Source organism: Flavobacterium chungangense LMG 26729 (assembly GCF_000735715.2).
GTDB classification, from domain to species: domain Bacteria; phylum Bacteroidota; class Bacteroidia; order Flavobacteriales; family Flavobacteriaceae; genus Flavobacterium; species Flavobacterium chungangense.
Map to the genome: position 1 here is coordinate 1 of NZ_JASY01000025.1, position 20090 is coordinate 20090.

Annotated in this window: 18 protein-coding genes and 1 other RNA gene; 10 read left to right on the forward strand and 9 right to left on the reverse strand. The window is 32.9% G+C overall.

What is annotated here, in order from left to right:
* The first annotated feature begins 436 nt into the window (after positions 1-436).
* Both bshA and JE46_RS22135 read left to right on the forward strand, forming a co-directional pair.
* Positions 437-1573: an N-acetyl-alpha-D-glucosaminyl L-malate synthase BshA gene (gene bshA, locus JE46_RS22130; RefSeq protein WP_031457473.1), complete on the forward strand. Its 1137-nt coding sequence runs from the start codon at positions 437-439 to the stop codon at positions 1571-1573.
* 24 nt (positions 1574-1597) lie between these two features.
* Positions 1598-2023: a protease complex subunit PrcB family protein gene (locus JE46_RS22135; protein WP_031457474.1), complete on the forward strand. Its 426-nt coding sequence runs from the start codon at positions 1598-1600 to the stop codon at positions 2021-2023.
* A 62-nt stretch (positions 2024-2085) separates the two neighbouring features.
* Here JE46_RS22135 and JE46_RS22140 read toward each other — a convergent pair whose 3' ends face one another.
* Complete coding sequence (locus JE46_RS22140) at positions 2086-2583, reverse strand: hypothetical protein (RefSeq protein ID WP_031457475.1); 498 nt, start codon at positions 2581-2583, stop codon at positions 2086-2088.
* A 152-nt stretch (positions 2584-2735) separates the two neighbouring features.
* Complete coding sequence (locus tag JE46_RS22145) at positions 2736-3563, reverse strand: UDP-2,3-diacylglucosamine diphosphatase (protein ID WP_031457476.1); 828 nt, start codon at positions 3561-3563, stop codon at positions 2736-2738.
* 185 nt (positions 3564-3748) lie between these two features.
* On the opposite strand from JE46_RS22145, the gene aroC reads away from it, so the two are divergent.
* The 3 genes from aroC to JE46_RS22160 all read left to right on the forward strand — a co-directional run bounded on the left by aroC (position 3749) and on the right by JE46_RS22160 (position 8455).
* Complete coding sequence (gene aroC, locus JE46_RS22150) at positions 3749-4807, forward strand: chorismate synthase (protein WP_031457477.1); 1059 nt, start codon at positions 3749-3751, stop codon at positions 4805-4807.
* Between the two features lie 50 nt (positions 4808-4857).
* Positions 4858-6117, forward strand: coding sequence for a dicarboxylate/amino acid:cation symporter (locus JE46_RS22155; RefSeq protein ID WP_031457478.1), 1260 nt, complete (start codon positions 4858-4860; stop codon positions 6115-6117).
* A gap of 166 nt (positions 6118-6283) precedes the next feature.
* Positions 6284-8455, forward strand: a complete 2172-nt coding sequence (locus tag JE46_RS22160; RefSeq protein WP_236010761.1) for a tetratricopeptide repeat-containing hybrid sensor histidine kinase/response regulator — start codon at positions 6284-6286, stop codon at positions 8453-8455.
* Here the strand turns inward: JE46_RS22160 and JE46_RS22165 are convergent.
* Both JE46_RS22165 and JE46_RS22170 read right to left on the reverse strand, forming a co-directional pair.
* Positions 8452-9702: a DEAD/DEAH box helicase gene (locus JE46_RS22165; RefSeq protein WP_031457480.1), complete on the reverse strand. Its 1251-nt coding sequence runs from the start codon at positions 9700-9702 to the stop codon at positions 8452-8454. The two genes, JE46_RS22160 and JE46_RS22165, sit on opposite strands and share 4 nt — an antisense overlap.
* A gap of 112 nt (positions 9703-9814) precedes the next feature.
* Positions 9815-10852, reverse strand: coding sequence for a formimidoylglutamase (locus JE46_RS22170; RefSeq protein ID WP_031457481.1), 1038 nt, complete (start codon positions 10850-10852; stop codon positions 9815-9817).
* Between the two features lie 97 nt (positions 10853-10949).
* On the opposite strand from JE46_RS22170, the gene JE46_RS22175 reads away from it, so the two are divergent.
* A complete protein-coding gene (locus JE46_RS22175) occupies positions 10950-11828 on the forward strand; it encodes a hypothetical protein (protein ID WP_031457482.1) in 879 nt (292 codons plus the stop codon).
* A 51-nt stretch (positions 11829-11879) separates the two neighbouring features.
* Here the strand turns inward: JE46_RS22175 and hutI are convergent, their stop codons facing one another.
* Both hutI and JE46_RS22185 read right to left on the reverse strand, forming a co-directional pair.
* Positions 11880-13118 carry an imidazolonepropionase gene (hutI, locus tag JE46_RS22180; RefSeq protein WP_031457483.1) on the reverse strand — a complete coding sequence of 413 codons (1239 nt, stop codon included), beginning with the start codon at positions 13116-13118 and terminating at the stop codon, positions 11880-11882.
* A 110-nt stretch (positions 13119-13228) separates the two neighbouring features.
* Positions 13229-14281, reverse strand: a complete 1053-nt coding sequence (locus JE46_RS22185) for a glutaminyl-peptide cyclotransferase (protein ID WP_031457484.1) — start codon at positions 14279-14281, stop codon at positions 13229-13231.
* A gap of 88 nt (positions 14282-14369) precedes the next feature.
* Between JE46_RS22185 and ffs the strand changes: the two genes are divergently transcribed.
* The 4 genes from ffs (at position 14370) to fsa (ending at position 16440) form a co-directional block, all read left to right on the forward strand.
* Positions 14370-14467: signal recognition particle sRNA small type (gene ffs / locus JE46_RS23925), an RNA gene on the forward strand.
* A 168-nt stretch (positions 14468-14635) separates the two neighbouring features.
* Complete coding sequence (locus tag JE46_RS22190) at positions 14636-15439, forward strand: SDR family oxidoreductase (protein ID WP_031457485.1); 804 nt, start codon at positions 14636-14638, stop codon at positions 15437-15439.
* A gap of 4 nt (positions 15440-15443) precedes the next feature.
* A complete protein-coding gene (locus tag JE46_RS22195) occupies positions 15444-15638 on the forward strand; it encodes a hypothetical protein (protein ID WP_031457486.1) in 195 nt (64 codons plus the stop codon).
* Positions 15639-15783: 145 nt separating this feature from the next.
* Positions 15784-16440, forward strand: coding sequence for a fructose-6-phosphate aldolase (fsa, locus tag JE46_RS22200; RefSeq protein ID WP_031457487.1), 657 nt, complete (start codon positions 15784-15786; stop codon positions 16438-16440).
* A gap of 77 nt (positions 16441-16517) precedes the next feature.
* Here fsa and JE46_RS22205 read toward each other — a convergent pair whose 3' ends face one another.
* The 3 genes from JE46_RS22205 to JE46_RS22215 all read right to left on the reverse strand — a co-directional run bounded on the left by JE46_RS22205 (position 16518) and on the right by JE46_RS22215 (position 19899).
* Entirely contained in the window at positions 16518-17987 is a 1470-nt protein-coding gene (locus JE46_RS22205; RefSeq protein WP_031457488.1) for an MFS transporter, read from the reverse strand.
* A gap of 171 nt (positions 17988-18158) precedes the next feature.
* Positions 18159-18860: a LytR/AlgR family response regulator transcription factor gene (locus tag JE46_RS22210; protein WP_031457489.1), complete on the reverse strand. Its 702-nt coding sequence runs from the start codon at positions 18858-18860 to the stop codon at positions 18159-18161.
* Complete coding sequence (locus JE46_RS22215; RefSeq protein WP_031457490.1) at positions 18850-19899, reverse strand: sensor histidine kinase; 1050 nt, start codon at positions 19897-19899, stop codon at positions 18850-18852. The genes JE46_RS22210 and JE46_RS22215 overlap by 11 nt, the downstream gene beginning before the upstream one ends.
* Positions 19900-20090 lie beyond the last annotated feature (191 nt).

The window sequence follows — 20090 nt, forward strand, 5'->3', positions numbered from 1 at the left end:
TGATAATAGGCATTAAATCCTTAATTACTATTCTGAAGCTTATTCAATAAAACTGACAAAGTCCTAATCAGGGCATAAGTAGCAAACTTTGATAGAAGAGAAGGTTCACTTTGTCAGTTTGGTTGTTGATTAAAATTACTTTAAATCTTCCTAACAAATCTAAAGGATGGGAGTGTTATCCTTTTATGGTTTCGTTTTTTAACGAGACCATAAAAGATTTAACGGACAGCGGGACAAATGGTTTTTTGAAAATTGATTTTTTGCTCCTCAAGCTAAATAAGAAACTCTTGGTTTTAAGTTGAATTTATAGATTATTATCCTTTAACTTTAATAAGGATAAAAGAAGTAAGGATTTGAAGTTTTCTAAAAAATCTAACATTGTAAATACTTATTTAAACGTGATTTTTGAGTATTTTCGTAGTATTAAATTTAATACATGAAAATAGCAATAGTTTGTTATCCTACATTTGGTGGTAGTGGGGTAGTAGCCACAGAGTTAGGTCTGGAATTAGCCCGAAGAGGACACGAAATACATTTTATTACTTATAGCCAGCCGGTACGATTAGCACTTTTAAATCCGAATGTTCATTATCACGAAGTAAACGTTCCAGAGTATCCTCTTTTTCATTATCAGCCGTATGAATTGGCTTTGTCAAGCAAATTGGTTGATATGGTGAAACTTTATAAAATAGAGTTGCTTCATGTTCATTATGCAATTCCACATGCTTATGCGGGTTATATGGCAAAGCAAATGCTAAAAAACGAAGGGATTAATCTTCCTATGATTACGACGCTTCACGGAACGGATATTACGCTGGTTGGAAATCATCCTTTTTACAAACCGGCAGTGACCTTCAGTATCAATAAATCGGATTATGTGACTTCTGTTTCGCAGAGTTTGAAAGATGATACGCTGAAATTGTTTAAAATTAAAAATAAAATCAAGGTGATTCCTAATTTTATTGAATTAGATAAAGTTAAAAAAGACCCGCTTGCTCCTTGCCATCGTAATGTTATGGCAAAGGAAAATGAGCGTATTATTACGCATATCAGTAACTTTAGAAAGGTAAAACGAATTCCGGATATTATTAAGATTTTTTATCAGATCCAGAAAGAAATGCCGGCTAAATTGATGATGGTTGGTGATGGTCCTGAAAAAGAAAAGGCAGAAATTTTATGTCAGAAGTTGGGAATTTATGATAAGGTAATTTTCTTTGGAAACAGTAATGAGATTGATAAAATTTTACTTTTGACAGACTTATTTTTACTTCCTTCGGAAACAGAAAGTTTTGGTTTGGCCGCTTTGGAAGCGATGGCATGCGGAGTACCTGTGATTTCGAGTAATTCAGGTGGTTTGCCGGAAGTAAATTTTGATGGTATTTCAGGATATCTGAGCGATGTAGGAGATATTGAGCAAATGGCTTCCAATGCGATTAAAATTCTTAAAGATGATGCAGTTTTGAAAGAGTTTAAAAATAATGCTTTAGAAGTTGCAAAAAAATTCGATATTAAAAACATATTACCTATATATGAAGCGTTATATCAAAAAGCAATAGACGATTATAAAGAATAGATTTAACCCATAAACAAACGGTAAATGAAAAAAGTAATTTCGGTTTTAGCAGTTTTTGTTTTGATTTCCTGTGGAGCAAAAAAAGCATCAGAGTCAAATGTTCCATTGTATGAAGTTTTAACACAACAATCTGACGGTGGTGGGAATATCAAATTTTTTGAGATTTTGAGTGAGCCAAATGAAATTTTAATGCTTCAGAATGACCCGCTTTTAAAGAGTAAGATGAAACAGGATGATATTAATAATTCTAATTATGTGATTCTGAATATGGGTGAAAAGAGTAGTGGAGGCTACTCAATAGGAGTTGAAAAAGTAGAAGAAACAGAAAAAAATATTATTATTACAGTTAAAGAAAATGCTCCTGCTAAAGATGCTATGGTGATCCAGGTAATTAGCTATCCTTACACAGTTGTGAAAGTACATTCTAAAAAAGAAATAATTGTTAAGTAAAAAAAATCCTGTCGCATAAACGACAGGATTTTTTTATAAAGTAGATGATTTCATTTAGAAATTTAGAATCTAAATCTTGCTCCTAGACCTACATCGAAGCCAAAGTTATCGTCATCGTAATATCCTGATCCAATTTCAGGTCTGGCATCTAATGATAAAGTAAGAGGGAACTCTTTAAATCTGTATTCTATACCAATATCACCTGCTGCAAAAACATATGTTCCGCTGTCATCAAAATCGTTTCCAGGTCCGTTATAATCGTAATCCCAGGCTGCAACACCACCACCAACACCGGCATACCAGTTGAAACCTCCATCAATATTCCATACCCATTGATAAAGAGCAACTCCTTTTATTGCGTCAACATATCTGTCGTCTCTCCATCCTAAGTCAAATTCAAGTCTGTTTTTTTGGTTCAGCCCTAATTGGTATGATACTTCTCCTCCAAATCCGTTATTGTCTCCCAGACGTAATCCTAATGCATGTTTAGAAATTTGTTGTGATTGCGCAGTAAACGCTATACCTAATAGCGTAATAGCAGATAAAATGATTTTTTTCATAAAAAATGGTTATTAATTTTTGTTCAAAATTATAATTATTGTTCAACTCAAACGTATAAAATTATTTAAAATTGTTATGTAATTCCCATGTTTTGTCAAAAAAAACATCTGCTGTTAAGCTAATTTCAGGTAAGTTGTTAGTTGTGAAAAAGTTACTTTTGTTTTGTAATCGAAGTAATTAATTGCGAAGTTAAAATATCTTCCATTTCAAAAAGATTTTCGTCTGTTTCAGTAAAGTCTGCATTAGAATACGAGAATAATTTCCAGCGTTTTTTGTGATATTCCAAGGCAGTTAAATTTTCAATCCAGTCTCCCGAGTTTAAATATAAAGTTGAACCATATTTGTTTTCTTTTTCAATAATTTTGGGTTCATGAATGTGCCCACAGATAACATAATCGTATTTTTTTTCTATGGCGAGATCAGTAGCGGTAGTTTCAAAATCTGAAATAAATTTAACGGCTTTTTTTACACTGGCCTTTATTTTTTTTGAAAATGAATAAGGTTCTCTTCCTAATTTAGCCAAAAACCAATTTACAAATCGATTGCATAGAATTAAGTAATCATAACCTAAACCGCCTAATTTTGCAATCCATTTAGAATGTTGTACAGATGCATCAAAAACGTCTCCGTGAAAAATCCATGCTTTTTTATCGTCTAATTCTAAAACTAATTTATCTAGCAAAGAAAAATTCCCCATATTCATATCACTAAATTTTCTCAGGATTTCATCATGGTTTCCAGTAATATAATACACTTTTGTGCCTTTTGAAGCCATTCCAATTATACGCTGAATAACTTTTAAATGTGATTTTGGGAAGTAAGATTTTCTAAATTGCCAGGCATCAATGATGTCTCCATTTAAAACTAATGTTTTTGGTTTAATACTTGAAAGGTAGTTGTTTAGCTCTTTTGCATGGCTGCCGTAAGTTCCTAAATGTACATCGGAAATGATGACTAATTCGACATTTCTTTTTTTCAATTTTTCTTAATTTGAAGTTTAACAAATTAAAGAAACTGAGATGAGTTTTGTTTTATCAAAAGGTTATCAATTTAGCTTTAGTTTTAATAAATTATGATTTTTCAAAAGAGAGTTATAGGGGCAATACTAATTTTAAATTTTTTAATTTAATTCATAAAACTTACATTTGCTCAAAACTAATTATAATGGCAGGAAATAGCTACGGCACACTATATAAAGTTACCACATTTGGAGAATCTCATGGGGAAGCTTTAGGCGGAATCATAGACGGTTGTCCATCAGGAATTAAACTTGATTTTGAAGCGATTGAATTGGATATGGCCCGAAGAAAACCCGGACAGTCCGCAATTGTAACTCAACGAAAAGAACCGGATGCAGTTCAGTTTTTATCAGGTATTTTTGAAGGAAAAACGACCGGAACTCCAATTGGATTTATTATTCCGAATACCAATCAAAAATCAGATGATTATTCACATATAAAAGATAATTACAGACCAAGCCATGCTGATTATGTATACGATCAGAAATATGGTTTCAGGGATTATCGCGGAGGCGGAAGAAGTTCGGCGCGTGAAACTGCGAGCAGGGTAGTGGCAGGAGCAATTGCAAAGCAAATGTTACCGGAAATTAAAATTAATGCCTACGTTTCATCAGTAGGTCCAATTCATTTAGATACACCTTATCAGGAATTGGATTTTTCAAAGATAGAAAGTAATCCTGTACGTTGTCCTGATGAAAAATCAGCAGCAATTATGGAAGAGTATATTCGTGATATCCGCAAGCAGGGAGATACAGTTGGTGGAGTGGTTTCATGTGTAATTCAGAATGTACCTGTTGGTTTAGGGGAACCGGTTTTTGATAAACTTCACGCAGAATTAGGAAAAGCAATGCTGTCTATTAATGCAGTAAAAGGTTTTGAATACGGAAGCGGTTTTTCTGGTTCAGAAATGAAAGGAAGCGAGCATAACGACTTATACAATCCTGACGGAACTACAAAAACAAATCTTTCAGGAGGAATACAGGGAGGAATCAGTAATGGGATGGATATTTATTTCAGAGTAGCTTTTAAACCTGTTGCGACTATCATGCAAACTCAGGATTCATTAGATAATAAAGGAAATATTACACCAATGACCGGAAAAGGGCGTCATGATCCGTGTGTAGTGCCAAGAGCTGTGCCTATCGTAGAGGCTATGGCAGCTATTGTTTTGGCTGATTTTTATTTAATCAACAAGACATATTAATTTAAAAGCAGGCAGTGAGGGTCTTTTTTTAATTATAAATTCAAACAATAATGGATACAATCCAAAAGCAAAAAAAATCTTTTTTTTCCGGACTGACAGGTCAAATTTTAATAGCTATGATTTTGGGTGCTATTTTAGGAATCATATTGCATAATTCGATTTCAACTGAAGCAGCACAATCGTTCAGCAATAAAATAAAAATGCTGGCAACTATTTTTATTCGATTGGTTCAAATGATTATTTCTCCGTTGGTTTTCACTACTCTGGTAGTCGGAATTGCAAAATTGGGAGATATTAAAACTGTTGGAAGAATTGGAGGTAAGGCACTTGGATGGTTTTTTACTGCTTCTTTTATATCCTTATTGATCGGGCTTTTTTATGTAAATATTTTAGAGCCGGGTGTTGGTATTAAATTAGGGAATGTTGATATGGGAGCTGCTTCAGAGGTAACGGCTAAAACGCAAAATTTATCTTTTGAGAATTTTGTTGAGCATATTGTTCCTAAGAGTATTATTGAAGCTATGGCAACTAACGAAATTCTGCAGATTGTAATCTTTTCAATCTTTTTCGGATTAGCTGCGGCATCTTTAGGAGCTACAGTAAAACCAGTTATAGGTGCTTTAGATAAAATGTCACATATTGTATTAAAAATGGTGAATTATGTAATGAACTTCGCTCCAATTGGAGTTTTTGGAGCTATTGCAGGAGTATTTGCTGTTAGAGATGCTGAAGAATTATTAATAACTTACTTTAAGTTCTTCGGTTCGTTTTTATTAGGAATAGGCACATTGTGGGTTGTTTTGATTGCGGTTGGTTTTATTTTCTTAAAAGGAAGAATGATCGAATTATTAAAACGTATAACCGGGCCCTTAGCAATTGCATTTGGAACAACGAGCAGTGAAGCTGTTTTTCCAAAATTGACAGAAGAATTAGAAAGTTTTGGAGTAAAAGACAGAATTGTTTCTTTTATGTTGCCGCTTGGATATTCTTTCAATCTTGACGGAAGTATGATGTATATGACTTTTGCAAGTATCTTCATTGCACAGTTTTACAATGTGCATTTAGATTTAGGTACCCAAATGGTTATGCTTTTAGTTTTAATGTTGACCAGTAAAGGAATTGCAGGTGTACCAAGAGCAAGTTTGGTTGTAGTGGCGGCAACTTGTGGTATGTTTGATATTCCGGTTGAAGGAATTGCCTTGATTTTACCGATTGATCATTTTTGCGATATGTTCAGAAGTGCAACAAATGTTTTAGGAAATGCTCTGGCAACTTCAGTAGTGGGGCAATGGGAAGCAGATAAAGAATAAAAAACAAAAGGATTCAATAAGAATTAATACTTAAGAGCTTTAAATATAAGTTTTTACAGATATTTTATATAAAAGAGTTGTAATTTGTTGATCAAATACAGCTCTTTTTGTTTTAAAGTGTATATTTGGCGAAATTCCCCCAATTATGCCCCAAATGAGGATTTTTTTGTACTTGTTATTTCTGAATTGCTTTTGTAATCCAGTAATTGCACATTCTAAAGAAATTTCAGATGCTAAAATTGATGAATTAATTAAACAGGCATGTTTATATTTAAATAAATCAAATTTTGAAAAATCATTAATTAATTCCAGGGTAGCTTTAAATTATGCTTTTTTAAAAAAAGATGATTTTTTAATTGCTGATTGTTATAGAATTATTGCTGATAATTATAATGAATTGTCAGAATTTGATAAGGCTATTTTTTTCTACAACAAGAGTTTGTTCTATGCAAATAGAACAACTGCAGATTCAATAAAGTATAGTATTTATAATAATTTGGGAAACATCTATTGTTTTGAAAAAAAACAGTTAGATGAAGGTATTCGTTATTACAAAAAATCAATTGCTTATGGTTTAAAAATCAATGATTTTAAGCAGGTTTATTTTATAAACGTAAATATTGCCTGGGTTTATTTTGATATAGGGCGTTTTGATGAAGGTGCTCCTTTTTTGAAATTTATAAATTTATATCAAAAGAGGGATGGGGATGAATCAGTCGCAATTGTTGTAAACATGCTTAATGGTATGTTTTACAGTCATAAAATGGATTATAAAAAAGCAGATGCCTATTTTAAAAAATCAATTGATTCAGGAAAAAATACCGAGGAACAAGGAGAGAAACAATCTGACTTGTCCTATGCATATTTAGAATACTCTCATTTTTTGATTAAAATCAGAAAGTATAAAGAAGCTTACGAAAATCTGTCTAATTATAATAGAATCACTGATAAGTTGTATGGTCAGGAAAAGTTAAAAAAAGCCTCTGTTGCAGGATTTAATTTAGAGCTTGATGAATACAAAAGAGAAATAGATAAAATTGAAAACGAAAAGATTACACAATCCCAAAGTCTTAAAAAGTCCAGAATTATTGTTGTTTTATTTATTATAATATCGTTTGTTTTTTTAATATTGATTTTTACTTTATATAAAAATATTGTTATCAAGAAAAAAGCAAATGAAGAGCTTTTAAAAGCAAAGGAGATTGCTGAAGAAGCTTCGTTGCTGAAGACACAGTTTATTTCTACCATAAGTCATGAATTACGAACTCCTTTGTATGGTGTGGTGGGGGTTACGAATATGTTATTAGAAGAACACAAAGAATTGTCGGGAAGTCCTTATCTCAGTTCATTAAAGTTTTCTGCCCGATATTTGTTGGCACTGGTAAATGATATTCTTCAAATTAATAAAATAGAAGAAAATAGAGTGGTTTTGGAAAATTCGACTTTTGATTTATCAGAAGAAATCGATATGATTAAAAATTCTTTATCATTTTTATCTAAAAAAAATAATAATCAAATTTTGGTTAATATTGATTCGGAAATTCCTCGGTATTTAATCGGTGATAAGCTTAGATTTGGTCAGATTTTAATGAATTTGGTTGGAAATGCACTTAAATTTACCAAAAACGGAAAAGTTACAATAAAAGCAAAATTATTGAAGATTGAAGAGGATAATCATTTTATTGAGTTCAAGGTAAAAGATAATGGTATTGGTATTGCATTAGTTGATCAAAGCAAGATTTTTGAGAAGTTTGTACAAGTGGGAAGGAAAGAAGAGGATTATCAGGGCACAGGATTAGGACTAAGCATTGTAAAGAAGTTGCTTAATTTGTTTGGGAGTACTATTTCCTTAAAAAGTGCACTAGGGAAAGGTACAACATTTACTTTTACAATTCCATTTAAGAAAAATCCTGAAAAAAATAAGGCTGCTGTTGGTAAATTTGATTTTGAATTCAATTCTCAGTTTAAAGTTTTAATAGTAGATGATAATTTTGTGAATCAGTTGGTTACTAAAAAAATAATTGAAAGAAATAATTATAAATGTAGTGTTGCAGATGATGGTTTTGCAGCAATTGATTTGCTTAAAAAAGAAGAGTTTGATGTTGTTTTAATGGATATTAATATGCCATTAATGAATGGATTTGAAACAACCAGGCGACTTCGTTCCAGTGGGAATGTAACGCCTATTGTGGCTCTTACTGCTTTTGATAAGGATGAGATTGCGGATGAAGCTATTTCTTCAGGAATGAATGATATTATAGTGAAGCCTTTTGAACCGGATAAATTATTCAGAATAATAAATAATCTTATTTTAGAAGAAAAAAGCGTTGGTTATTAGTACCAACGCTTTTTATTTTGCTTAGATGAATTTGATTTTCTTGATTTATGAGCACCACCGCTTCTGTTTGAATTTTTAGGTTTTTCTGAAGTCGCTTCAGGACTTCCGGCATGCCATTGGTACGGATGATCATTAATAGTTTTTACATCAACTTTTATTAATTTTTGTATGTCTTTCCAATATGGATGTTCGTCTTTACCGCAAAATGAAATTGCAATTCCCCCATTACCAGCACGTCCGGTTCGGCCAATTCTATGCACATAGGTTTCCGGAATATTTGGTAAATCAAAATTAATTACAAATGGTAACTGATCAATATCAATTCCTCTTGCAGCAATGTCTGTAGCAACTAATACGCCAACTTCTTTGTTTTTAAAAGCATCTAAAACACGTTGCCTTGCATTTTGAGATTTGTCTCCGTGAATAGCTTCTGCGGGGATGTCTTTTTTACGAAGCGCTTTAACCACATTATCTGCCCCATGTTTGGTTCTTGCAAAAACCAGTACATTTGAGAGACCTTCTGTTTTTATTAAATGATAAAGTAAGTTTCTTTTTTCTGTTTTGTCAACAAAATAAACGCGTTGCTCCACATTTTCTGCAGTTGAAGATACAGGAGATACGGTAACTGTTTCAGGGTCTGTTAAAAACATTTCTGCCAATTCTCTTATAGCTATTGGCATAGTAGCTGAGAAAAATAGTGTTTGTCTGTTTTTAGGGGTTAGTTTTACGATTTTTTTTACATCGTTTACAAATCCCATATCCAGCATTTGATCAGCCTCATCCAATACTAAGACATGTAAATGATCTAAATCAAGAAATCCTTGTTTTTGTAAGTCTAAAAGTCTTCCTGGTGTTGCTACCAAAATATCAACTCCTTTTTTTAGTGTATCTACTTGTGGATTTTGAGAAACTCCGCCAAAAATTGTCAACTGAGTCAGGTTGGTGTATTTGGCATACGTATCAAAACTTTGTCCAATTTGTACGGCCAGTTCACGTGTTGGAGTAACTATAAGGGCACGAATTTGTTTAGCTTTTTTTGATGAGCCTACAATTCGGTGTAATTGGTGAATAATCGGAATCGCAAATGCGGCTGTTTTTCCTGTACCGGTTTGTGCACAGCCAATTAAATCTCTCCCGGCCAAAACAATCGGAATCGCCTGTTCCTGGATAGGTGTAGGGTTTAGGTAGCCTTCTTCAAATACGGCTTTTTGTATACTTTTTGAAAGTGATAAATCTTCGAATAACATATTCTTGTGTGTTAAGAATTTAGTTTTAAGTGCTAAATTCTGTGCAAAGATAGTTTTATTCGGTCAATCGTTTAATTGATTCGGGGTTTATTTGGAAAAGGGACAATTATAATTACACTTTTTCGTGATTAGCTTTGATAAAATCGGTTATCAGATAGCCAATTAATTTGCCAATTAAATGATTGTTTGGTGAGCTGTCCAGATCAGGTGCTCCTTCACAAATATGCAAATAAGCAGCATTTTTATGCTGTCCGAAATAGGAGATAAACTGCCGTAATTGTTCGATTGAAAAACCACTTATTGTCATGGCACTGCTGGCAATGTTTGGAATAGCGTCCAAATCAATTTCTATCCCAAATGAATCAGTTTTTATAAATTCAAGTGCAGCTATCATTTCATTATTAAAATCCTTTTCCTCACGTATGTTGATACTGTCATAAGTATTGTAACGCACGCGGTCTTCCAGTTTTTTTATAATATCCAGTACGCTTTTTGAGGTATAATTTTCATGTAAACCAAAAATGAAGTATTTTTTGAGGAAACCTTCTTCATAGGCATATGAAAAACCGTTTCCGCTATGACGTCCTTCGAGAATCCTAAAATCTGAATGAGCATCAAAATTAATAGCGTTTATAGGTTTTCCTTTTGCAAGTGCAGAGCCTTTTATATTGCCGTAAGCATTATTATGTCCTCCGCCAATAATAATAGGTGTTTTTCCAGCCTTGATTACAGTAAAAATAATATGGGAAACTTCTTTGTCAATTTTTTCAACCAGCTGGCTCAGTTTTGACCGGTCATCAATATCGTTGAAATCCAGATTTTCAACATCACGCATTTCTTGAGCTACATCGATATGCCCTAAAATGATAATCTGACTTCCTTTACAAAAACGATTGTGCTGAATGTTTGCTATACCTTTTAAAGCGCTTTCCCATGCAGATGCTGCACCGGGTCTTCCGTAATTAGCACGTACGCCAATATCTTCAGGAATGCCCAAAAGCACATATTTAGCCTCACTTTCTTTTAAAAAATCAATTATATCTACTCCTTTTGGAATAGTAATCATTTTTTCTCCAAATTTTATTTCACCACTTCGGTGATTCGTGACTTTTGCTAAATCATTAATAGTAAAAGGGATTAATTTATCCATAAAAAAAAATATTATCCAAAAATAATATAATTGTGTTAACTAACGTTATTACCTTACATTAATTATTTAAATTTGTTATTAAAGAAAATTATTAAATATGGAAAACCCAAACAAAAACAACTCAAGTCTAAAAGCGGTAATCGCTGTTTTAGCAGTCCTACTAATTGGTAGTTTAGTATACATTTTTAAACTTTCTTCTGATTCTGATGGTGTAAAAACAGAACTTACACACACTCTGACAGAAAAAGAATCTGTAATGAAAGATCTTCAGGAATTGAAAGCAACATATGATGCCGCTATTGCTGAAAACACTTCGATGTCAGATGAGTTAATTCAGGAAAGAGACAAAGTTGTGGCTTTGATGGATGACTTAAATAAATCAAAAGGGGATGTTTCTAAATTCAAATCACAGGTTCAGGGATTGCAGACTAAAATGAAGACTTTGGTTGCTGAAAATGATGAATTAAAAAAACAAAATGGTGTTTTAACAGTTCAAAGAGACAGTACAATTGTTGTCCTGGGAGAATCTAAAAAGTTTAATGAAGTTTTAGTAGGGCAAAATGAGGCTTTAGCTAAAACTGTTGAAAAAGGTTCTAAATTGTCTGTTTTAAATACAAAAACTGCTGCTTACAAACTGAGAAGTTCAGGAAAGCAAATTGAAACTGATAAAGCAAGCCGTGCTGATGTTTTAAAAATAAGTTTTACTATTGCTGAAAACCAAATTGCCAAGTCTGGAGACAAAAGCTATTATGTGCAGGTTATTGACAGCAAAAATAATGTTTTAGGTGATAAAAAGACAGAAAGTTTTGGTGATAATTCATTGACATACAGTTTTAAAACAACAGTGCAGTATGAAAACAAATCAGTGAATGTTTCTGAGGACTTGCCGGGTAAGGATTTCGAAAAAGGAACTTATTTTATTAATATTTTTGATAATGACGAGTTGGTTTCTAAAACAAGCTTTTCTTTAAGATAAGAAAAAAAATCAGTATTGTATAAAAAAAGAGGAGCTAAAACTCCTCTTTTTTTATGAGAAAATTTCACCTTCAATAAATACACTTTCTATTAAGTTGCTTCCAAAAGCATATGGAATCTGATAATAGGACGAAATAGGTTTTGTGATAATCAGATTGGCTTTTTTGCCTTTTGTAATACTTCCGTGGGTTTCTGAAATTCCCATGGCATAGGCTCCGTTTATGGTAGCTGCGTTTATGGCTTCTTCGGGAGTCATTTTCATTTTGATGCATGCTGTGGCAACTACAAAATTCATGTTTCCTGATGGTGTAGATCCAGGATTAAAATCGGTTGCTAAAGCAATTGGTAATCCTGCAGTAATCATTTCTCTTGCAGGGGTGTAAGGAATGCTTAAAAAATAAGAGCACGATGGCAATGCAACCGGCATTGTTTCTGTTCCTTTTAAAGCTTCAATGTCTTCTGGATTCATAATTTCCAGATGGTCTACAGAAAGAGCGTTAAATTTAACTCCAGCTTGAATTCCTCCAATAGAATTAAATTGGTTTACGTGAATTTTCGGCTTTAAGCCAAAATCGATTCCCGCCTGCATGATTTTTTCCGTTTCTTCTACAGAGAAATAGCCGTTTTCGCAAAAAACATCAACATAATCTGCAAGCTTATCCTGAACAATTTCAGGAATCATTTTCGTAATGATTTCATCAATATAACCCGCTTTGTTTTCTTTATAATGTCTTGGAAATGCGTGAGCGCCTAAAAAAGTAGCTTTAATCGAAATTGGATAATTTTCTGCCAGTCTTTTAATCACACGAAGCATTTTTAATTCGCCTTCAATTGTCAGGCCGTAACCCGATTTTATTTCTACAGCTCCGGTTCCTAAATGCATTACTTCCTCAAGACGGACTTTTGACTGCTCGTAAATTTCTTCTTCGGATGTTTCGTTTAACTTTTTTGCAGAGTTTAGGATCCCGCCGCCACGATTTGCAATTTCCTCATAAGTAAATCCATTAATTCTGTCAACAAACTCCTGCTCGCGATTGCCTGCATACACGATGTGTGTATGACTGTCGCACCAGGATGGAAGGACAATTCTTCCGGTTGCGTCAATAACTTTATCAGCTTTGACTTCCGGAAGATTTTCCATAGCACCAAAATCTGCAATGAGATTGTCTTTTAGAATTAAAAAGGCATTTTTTATGGTAGGAAGTACTGCCATTTCAGTTCCTGAAACCTTCGACACAGAAGTTTCACGAACCTGAAGCAGTTCTTTTATGTTTTTAATTAAAGTGATCATTGCCTTAGATTTAGTTTTATTTGGAATGTTATAAAAACACAAACTTCACAAATTATCACGAACTAAGCCGTGAAATCTGTGAAATTTGTTTGTAAATTATTTTCTTAGATTTATTCAGAAACGGTAATTTCGAACATTTTGCTCCAGTTTTTGCCGGTAACAAAAATGGTTTTCGTTTTAGGGTTATAAGCAATTCCGTTTAAAGCATCATCTTTCTTAACGTCTGTCATAGTTTTTCTTAATGCGGACAAATCTAAAATTTCTTCAACAGCACCAGAGTTTGGGTTTACAACTGCAATGGCGTCTTTAAACCATACATTAGCATAAATTTTTCCATCAATCCATTCCAATTCATTAACCTCTTTAATTTTAGAATCTCCAGAGTATACATTAATATAATCTACCATTTTTTGAGTTGCGGGATCTACTTTCCAGATTTTTTCAGTTCCGTCCGTTTGATAGATATATTTTCCGTCATTTGTCATCCCCCAGCCCTGAATATCTTTTTCATAATCAAAAGTTTTTTCCAGTTTTAATGTTTTAGCATCATAAATAAAACCTTTTTTGTTCTTATAAGTCAATTGAAATAATTTGCCATTTATAAAAGTAATTCCTTCTCCAAAATATTGTTTGTCAAGATCAATTTGTTTAAAAACTTTTCCAGACTTATAATCGTATTTTTTTATGAAAGAAGCCCCTTCCTGACCAGTACTTTCGTATAAAGTATCATTGTAAAACTCGAAACCTTCTGTAAAAGCTTTTTTATCGTGAGGATAAGTATTGACAACTTTGTATTTTAATAATTTAGGCTGAATATTCGAAACAAGTTCAACTCTTTTTGTAGCATCAGATGAATCGGTGCCAAAATAAACAGTTGCTTTTAAGTATTGGTATCCTAATTTTTGATCTTTTAATTCAAACTTGAATTTTTCGGAACCTTTTATGCTTCCCACTTTTTTGTCGTTTACAAAGTAGGCAATACTGTCGATTTCTTTCAATTTTGGATTTAAAACAGTAATTGAAATGGCTTCCTGAGGCGTAAAATGTGCCGGAAATGCAGAATCGTCTATAGTAAATAAAGAATTTTCACCTTTATTTTTATCTCCACAGCCAATTAATGTGATTCCTAATAATATGGCAGTTAGAAAGTTATGTTTTTTCATGGTTTAAAATTTGAATAGTCCAATATACAACGATATTTTTATAGCAACAAAGCTCTTGCAAAAATATAAAAAGATTGTATATTTGCACCGGCAAGTCCTACACGACCAGCTCCTGCAGACTCCCCCAGGATGGGAACATAGCAAGGGTACGTGGTTGAGCGGTGCGATGTAGGTCGCTTGCCATTTTTTATTTTTAGAATTTTAACAAAAGTAGTCTTCCTTCGGGAGGATTTTTTTATTTTTACCCTTTTGGGAGTTAAAAGTTAGAGGTTAAAAGTGAGAAGTTTTAACCGTAAGAATAGCTTCTAACACAAAAGCACATTTAACTTATAACATTTAACATCTAACTTAAAAATGAGCAAAGTCGTTTTAATTACCGGAGGATCTTCAGGAATTGGAAAATCAATTGGAGAATTTTTACATCAAAAAGGTTTTGTTGTCTACGGAACGAGCAGAAATCCTGAAAAAGTTTTAAATTCTGTTTTTCCGCTTGTAGCTCTGGATGTTCGAAATGCAGAATCAATTAAAAGTGCTATAGCTAAAATCATAGAAACTTCAGGACGGTTAGATGTCGTGATAAATAATGCCGGTGTTGGAATTACGGGGCCTTTGGAAGAAATTCCGATGGAGGAAATCAAGAATAACTTTGAAACCAATTTTTTTGGACCAATTGAAGTGATGAAAGCAGTCTTACCTCAGATGCGTGAACAAAAATCGGGTTTGATTATCAATATTACTTCGATTGCGGCTTATATGGGATTGCCGTATCGCAGTGTTTACTCGGCATCAAAAGGAGCTTTGGAGCTAATTACCGAAGCTTTGCGAATGGAGGTAAAGCAATTCGGAATACAGATTACAAATGTTGCTCCGGGCGATTTTGCTACCAATATCGCTTCAGGGCGTTTTCATGCTCCGGTTATTAAGGGATCAGCTTATGAAAAAGTATATGGTGATACGCTTGCAACTATGAATGAACATGTTGATGCCGGAAGTAATCCGAATGAAATGGCTGAGGCTGTTTATAAAATCATGCAGCAAAAAAGTCCAAAAGTGCATTATAAAGTAGGTGTTTTTATGCAGAAGTTTTCAATTGTTTTAAAACGTGCGCTTCCGGATAAGATGTATGAAAAAATGTTAATGAATCATTATAAATTGTAATATTATGGATAAAGAAATCATTCAGCCTATTATTATCATAGCTATTTTTGTTGTTATTTGGTTTGTAATTCGCAGAATACTAAGTACAATAAGTGATAAAATTAATAATTCGGAAGTTTATAAAGAAGATACTTTAAGAGTTTTGGAAGAAATCAGAGATGAATTAAAACAATTAAATCAAAAGGATCCTTCAAAATAATTATTAGTTGTAATTTTGCACCGGTTTTGCGTGAGGGGGTGAAGCGGCATCCTTTTTATTTTTTCTTTAAAAATGAAAAGATACAGCGGAACACCCGATCCTTGGGGCACGCCCAAATTATGAACACAATTAAATAAATATAATTATGAAATTTTTTATTGATACAGCTAATTTAGCTCAGATTAAAGAAGCACAGGCATTAGGTGTTTTAGATGGTGTAACAACAAACCCGTCTTTGATGGCAAAAGAAGGGATTACAGGAAAAAACAACATTTTGAAACATTATGTTGATATCTGTAATCTTGTTGATGGAGATGTAAGTGCTGAAGTAAATGCGCTGGATTTTGAAGGAATGGTGAAAGAAGGTGAAGAATTAGCTGATTTACATGAGCAAATTGTAGTGAAATTGCCAATGACAAAAGAAGGAGTTATGGCTGCAAAATATTTCTCTGATAAAGGAATTAAAACAAATGTAACTCTTGTGTTTTCTGCAGGTCAGGCTTTATTGGCTGCTAAAGCAGGAGCAACTTATGTTTCACCTTTTATTGGCCGTTTAGATGACGTTTCTACAGACGGTCTGAATTTGATTCAGGAAATCAGAGAAATCTATGATAACTATGGATATGAGACACAAATCTTAGCGGCTTCTGTACGTCATACGATGCATATTGTAAACTGTGCTAAAATTGGTGCAGATGTTATGACAGGACCTCTTTCTGCGATTTATGGTTTGTTGAAACACCCATTAACAGATATCGGATTGGCTCAGTTTGTAGCTGATTTTGAAAAAGGAAATAAATAGTTTTAGATATTTTATAAATTAAAACTCCCGTTTTACAATATGTAGAACGGGAGTTTTTTTATGAATATGTTTTCGGGTTAGTGACCTCCGCCACCGCCTTCAACATGATTAATTCCTTGTCTTTTTAATATTTTAGGGCAGTAGTAACCATAGAATCCTAAATATGCGAAACCAATAAGCGGAACGATGTATGAGAAGTGTGTCCATGTGATTCCGAGTATTCCTTTTGGATTTGTAATGTCAAAGTCACAGATACTACCCTGAATTAATGGGATAACTCCTCCTCCGAGAATCATCATAATCAGGAATGAAGATGCTTTTCCGGTGTTTTTACCTAAACCTGCAATCGCTAAATCGAAAATTGACGGCCACATGATAGATAAGAAAAGACCTCCGGAAATAAAGAAAAATTTAGCAATTTGCGGATCTGGCCAAACTAATCCTGCGAACATCATCAATACGCCCGATATTCCAAAAAGCATTAAAGTTTTTCCGGCATTTTTACCTCCAACAAAACATACTGCTATAAATAATAAAATCCATATTGGGTAAATATAAAAAGAAGAAACATCATGGGCTGCAAAAATATTAGCTCCAATAATTACTCCAAAAGCTAAAGCCGGTACAATAAATTTTAAGGCTGTATTGACTAAAGTTGAAGTGTTGAATACGTTTACTCCGCCATTCCAACGGCCAATCATTAAACTTCCCCAATAAAGAGCAATAAAGGGTGCAATTGCATCTTCTAAAACATTACCAAATTCTGCGGTATGTAATAAAGCAGGCAGGTTACTAATGATGGTTACCTCCGTACCAACATAAATAAAAATACCTAACATTCCTAAATACAACTGTGGATAGTCTAAAATATTAAATTTTTCATGTGCGTGTTTAATTACTGCTTCTTCCTCTTTTACAGGATCTTCAATTTTAGAAAAATTCATAAAAACGGCAACAATAATAAAAGCAAGTCCCAGAATGATAAAAGGCAGTTTAATATCTTCTAATGAAAGAGCTGTTTTTTTGTCATCTCCCATTCCAAATAAAGCGATACCCAATAAAATTGCACCTATTGTTGTTCCGAAAGAATTGATACCTCCGGCCAGAGTTAAACGGTGAGCTCCGGTTGCAGGGCTTCCCATTTTAATAGCTAATGGATTGGCTACAATTTGTTGAATCGAAAATCCCAGACCAACAGTAAATAAAGCTGTTAAGAAGAAAGGGAAGCTTTGCATTGTGGCTGCAGGGACAAATAAAAATGAACCAACAGCGGAAAGGATTAAACCGGCTGAAAGTGTTTTTTTGTATCCGAATTTTTGTAAAACATCTAATTTAAGAGATACCAAAAAGAAAATAATTGATCCCACGAAATAAGCGGCATAAAACGCCCAGGCTACCAATTGTGACTGAACTTGCGATAAAGTAAATACTTTTTTGAATACTGGGATTAGAATATCGTTGGCTGAACCAACAAAACCCCAGAAAAAGAAGACGATTATCAATGAGATAAATTGTCCCCACTTGGTTTGTACATTTTCTGAATTCATAATTGTAATAAAGTTTTTTTATGTTTTTAGTGGTTTTGAAAGACGTAAATATATTTGTTACAATTATCAAAAAAAAATAAAAAATCATAAAAAAGGTAGAAATTATACAAACAACACAATTTATTCAACAATGTGTTATTATTTTAAGACTTACGATATCGATTAAGTAAATTATTCTAAAATTTTGTTCTTCACGTCTTTACTGTAATTTCTGCCAATAGGGATCGTATAAGTCATTATCTGAATTCGGTTTCCCTCAATAGACTTAACTTTGTTCAGGGCAATTACATATGATTTATGGATGCGTAAGAATTTATCTCCCGGAAGTTCTTCGGATAAGGAGGTAAGCGATTTATGAGTGATATAAGTTTTATCAGGAGTAACAATTTTAATATATTCTTTCATTCCTTCAACAAATAAAATTTCTTCAATATTAATCTTCATCATTTTTTTATCTACTTTGATAAAAATATGCGAATCGCCTTTCACTGTTTCTGTTCTAATATTATTTTTTAAATTATATTCGGTAGTGATTTTGTTAATACATTTAATGAATCGTGGCAATGGAATAGGTTTTACCAGATAATCTAAAACATCCAGATCATAACTTTCTGCAGCAAATTCTCTAAAAGCGGTTGTAATAATAACTTTTGTTTTATTTTCGATCAGGCTGATTAATTCAAAACCAGTCATCATAGGCATGTTGATGTCGAGAAAAACGGCATCGACAGGAGTACTGTTTATAAAATCGAGTGCTTCTAAAGAATTATTGAATGCACCAATAACCTCAAAGTCTGGAAAATTTGTAAAGTAATTTTGTAAAACTTTAATAGCTAAAGGTTCATCATCGATTAACAAGCATTTAATCTTCATTATGAATAGGTATTTGCAAACTTATTATATAGTAATTGAATTTTGTTTTGTATTGAAGGCTAAAATTATTTCTGTAAATTAATTTCAGCCTTTTCTTGGTATTGACTAATCCGATACCGCTTTTAGGGTCATTTTTTTGTGAAATTACAAAATTATTAAGGATTTCAAAGTGCAGCTTATTGCCAACGACTTTGCAGTTTATTTTAATTTTAAGGTTTTTGTTTTGCAGTCCACCGTGTTTAAAGGCATTTTCGACCAATGAAATATAAATTAAAGGCGGAACTTTGATATCTTCAATGTCAGACTCCAGGTTAATGGTTACTTCAACATTTTCAAAACGAAGTTTCTCTATTTCGATATAATTCTGGATATAGTCGATTTCTTTTATCAAAGGAACGAATTTGGTTCCTTTTACATCATACAAAACATATTCCATCAGCTTTGATAATTTAATAATAACATCCGGAACCTTGTCTGAAGATTCTAATGATAAAGCATATAAATTATTTAATGTATTGAAGAAAAAATGTGGCTGAATCTGATTCTCGAGATATTTAAGTTTGATTTTAAACTGATTTTCTCTCAACGACCTGTTTCTTTCCCTTTCGCGCAGCCAGGTCAAAGTAAGATACACAGAGGATGCCATTGCAAGAACATACAACTCCCCAATGCAGACTGCAACGATATGGTTTATTTCGAAAGGATGATATTCACGATTTGCCTCGGGCCAGATATTTTCAGAAATGATATAATAGGTCAGAGCAGTTTTTAGTAAATAGACAGCAAAAAGACTCATCAATAATGCAATAGTATATTTGATGTATTGCTGTTTCAGGACATACCGGCGCACTAAAATAAAAAGGTTAAAATAAACTAAAGGAATGTGTAAGGAAAATTCAATCAGATTCGATTTAAATGAATATTCGTAATCATTGAAATAAGCACCCCATCTTAAAAAATTCAAAGTAAAGTAACTTCCCCAGAACCAGATATGATTTCGAAGTTTAATTTCGAAGTTTAATTTTTGAATTTCGCTCAATTTTAGGTATGGTTAGGGTTTAGAAGTAGTTTGTTTTGGTTATGCAACTTTAAACAATTAGTTGGTAAAACGCAATTTTTTTGAATAAAAAATTATTCTGATTGAGTTTATATGTGTTTTATTGTAAATATAACGTTTTCGTAAAACGTATTATTGAATGTTTTGTGTCGTTGGTTTAAAGTTTGGTGTAG

What these genes read in the sequence shown, in the direction of transcription:
- hutI (WP_031457483.1), bottom strand. Translation starts at nt 13,118, where the DNA reads ATGATCACTTTAATTAAAAACATAAAAGAACTGCTTCAGGTTCGTGAA.
- JE46_RS22205 (WP_031457488.1), bottom strand. Translation starts at nt 17,987, where the DNA reads ATGAATTCAGAAAATGTACAAACCAAGTGGGGACAATTTATCTCATTG.
- JE46_RS22210 (WP_031457489.1), bottom strand. Translation starts at nt 18,860, where the DNA reads ATGAAGATTAAATGCTTGTTAATCGATGATGAACCTTTAGCTATTAAA.
- JE46_RS22195 (WP_031457486.1), top strand. Translation starts at nt 15,444, where the DNA reads ATGGATAAAGAAATCATTCAGCCTATTATTATCATAGCTATTTTTGTT.
- JE46_RS22170 (WP_031457481.1), bottom strand. Translation starts at nt 10,852, where the DNA reads ATGGATAAATTAATCCCTTTTACTATTAATGATTTAGCAAAAGTCACG.
- JE46_RS22165 (WP_031457480.1), bottom strand. Translation starts at nt 9,702, where the DNA reads ATGTTATTCGAAGATTTATCACTTTCAAAAAGTATACAAAAAGCCGTA.
- JE46_RS22140 (WP_031457475.1), bottom strand. Translation starts at nt 2,583, where the DNA reads ATGAAAAAAATCATTTTATCTGCTATTACGCTATTAGGTATAGCGTTT.
- JE46_RS22155 (WP_031457478.1), top strand. Translation starts at nt 4,858, where the DNA reads ATGGATACAATCCAAAAGCAAAAAAAATCTTTTTTTTCCGGACTGACA.
- JE46_RS22190 (WP_031457485.1), top strand. Translation starts at nt 14,636, where the DNA reads ATGAGCAAAGTCGTTTTAATTACCGGAGGATCTTCAGGAATTGGAAAA.
- fsa (WP_031457487.1), top strand. Translation starts at nt 15,784, where the DNA reads ATGAAATTTTTTATTGATACAGCTAATTTAGCTCAGATTAAAGAAGCA.
- JE46_RS22135 (WP_031457474.1), top strand. Translation starts at nt 1,598, where the DNA reads ATGAAAAAAGTAATTTCGGTTTTAGCAGTTTTTGTTTTGATTTCCTGT.
- JE46_RS22185 (WP_031457484.1), bottom strand. Translation starts at nt 14,281, where the DNA reads ATGAAAAAACATAACTTTCTAACTGCCATATTATTAGGAATCACATTA.
- bshA (WP_031457473.1), top strand. Translation starts at nt 437, where the DNA reads ATGAAAATAGCAATAGTTTGTTATCCTACATTTGGTGGTAGTGGGGTA.
- JE46_RS22175 (WP_031457482.1), top strand. Translation starts at nt 10,950, where the DNA reads ATGGAAAACCCAAACAAAAACAACTCAAGTCTAAAAGCGGTAATCGCT.
- aroC (WP_031457477.1), top strand. Translation starts at nt 3,749, where the DNA reads ATGGCAGGAAATAGCTACGGCACACTATATAAAGTTACCACATTTGGA.